The organism is Tessaracoccus sp. OH4464_COT-324 (assembly GCF_003932855.1).
In the GTDB taxonomy this organism is placed as follows: domain Bacteria; phylum Actinomycetota; class Actinomycetes; order Propionibacteriales; family Propionibacteriaceae; genus Arachnia.
In genome coordinates this window covers 1-575 of sequence record NZ_RQYZ01000073.1, presented here as the reverse complement: position 1 = coordinate 575, position 575 = coordinate 1, and the positions used below count along the sequence as shown (strand labels likewise).

Annotated in this window: 1 protein-coding gene; it reads right to left on the bottom strand. The window is 37.9% G+C overall.

The genetic code is table 11. From position 1 onward, the window contains the following. Nucleotides 1–113: 113 nt before the first annotated feature. A partial coding sequence (locus tag EII42_RS12200; RefSeq protein ID WP_255416266.1) for an EF-Tu/IF-2/RF-3 family GTPase occupies nt 114–575 on the bottom strand: 462 nt, incomplete at its 5' end.

The window sequence follows — 575 nt, the reverse complement described above, 5'->3', positions numbered from 1 at the left end:
TCTTATTTTATTGCCTATCAAAAAATATCAATTAGTTGTGATTTTTGGTATCAATGAAAAAGGGATCTATAAGATCCCTTTTTATCAAAACCTATACAAATAGGAGTTTGCTATTATTTGATAATTTTAGCAACAACACCAGCACCTACTGTACGACCACCTTCACGAATCGCAAAACGTAAACCTTGGTCCATTGCGATTGGGTGAATTAAGCTTACTGTCATTTTGATGTTATCGCCTGGCATTACCATCTCAACACCTTCTGGTAATTCGATAGTACCAGTTACGTCTGTTGTACGGAAGTAGAACTGTGGACGGTAACCTTTGAAGAATGGAGTATGACGACCACCTTCTTCTTTTGATAATACGTAAACTTCTGATTCAAAGTCTGTGTGTGGCGTGATTGAACCTGGTTTCGCTAATACTTGACCACGTTCGATTTCTTCACGTTTTGTACCACGTAATAATGCACCAATGTTCTCTCCTGCACGACCTTCGTCTAACAATTTACGGAACATTTCAACACCAGTTACTGTTGTTTTCGTTGTTTCTTTGATACCAACGATTTCAACTTC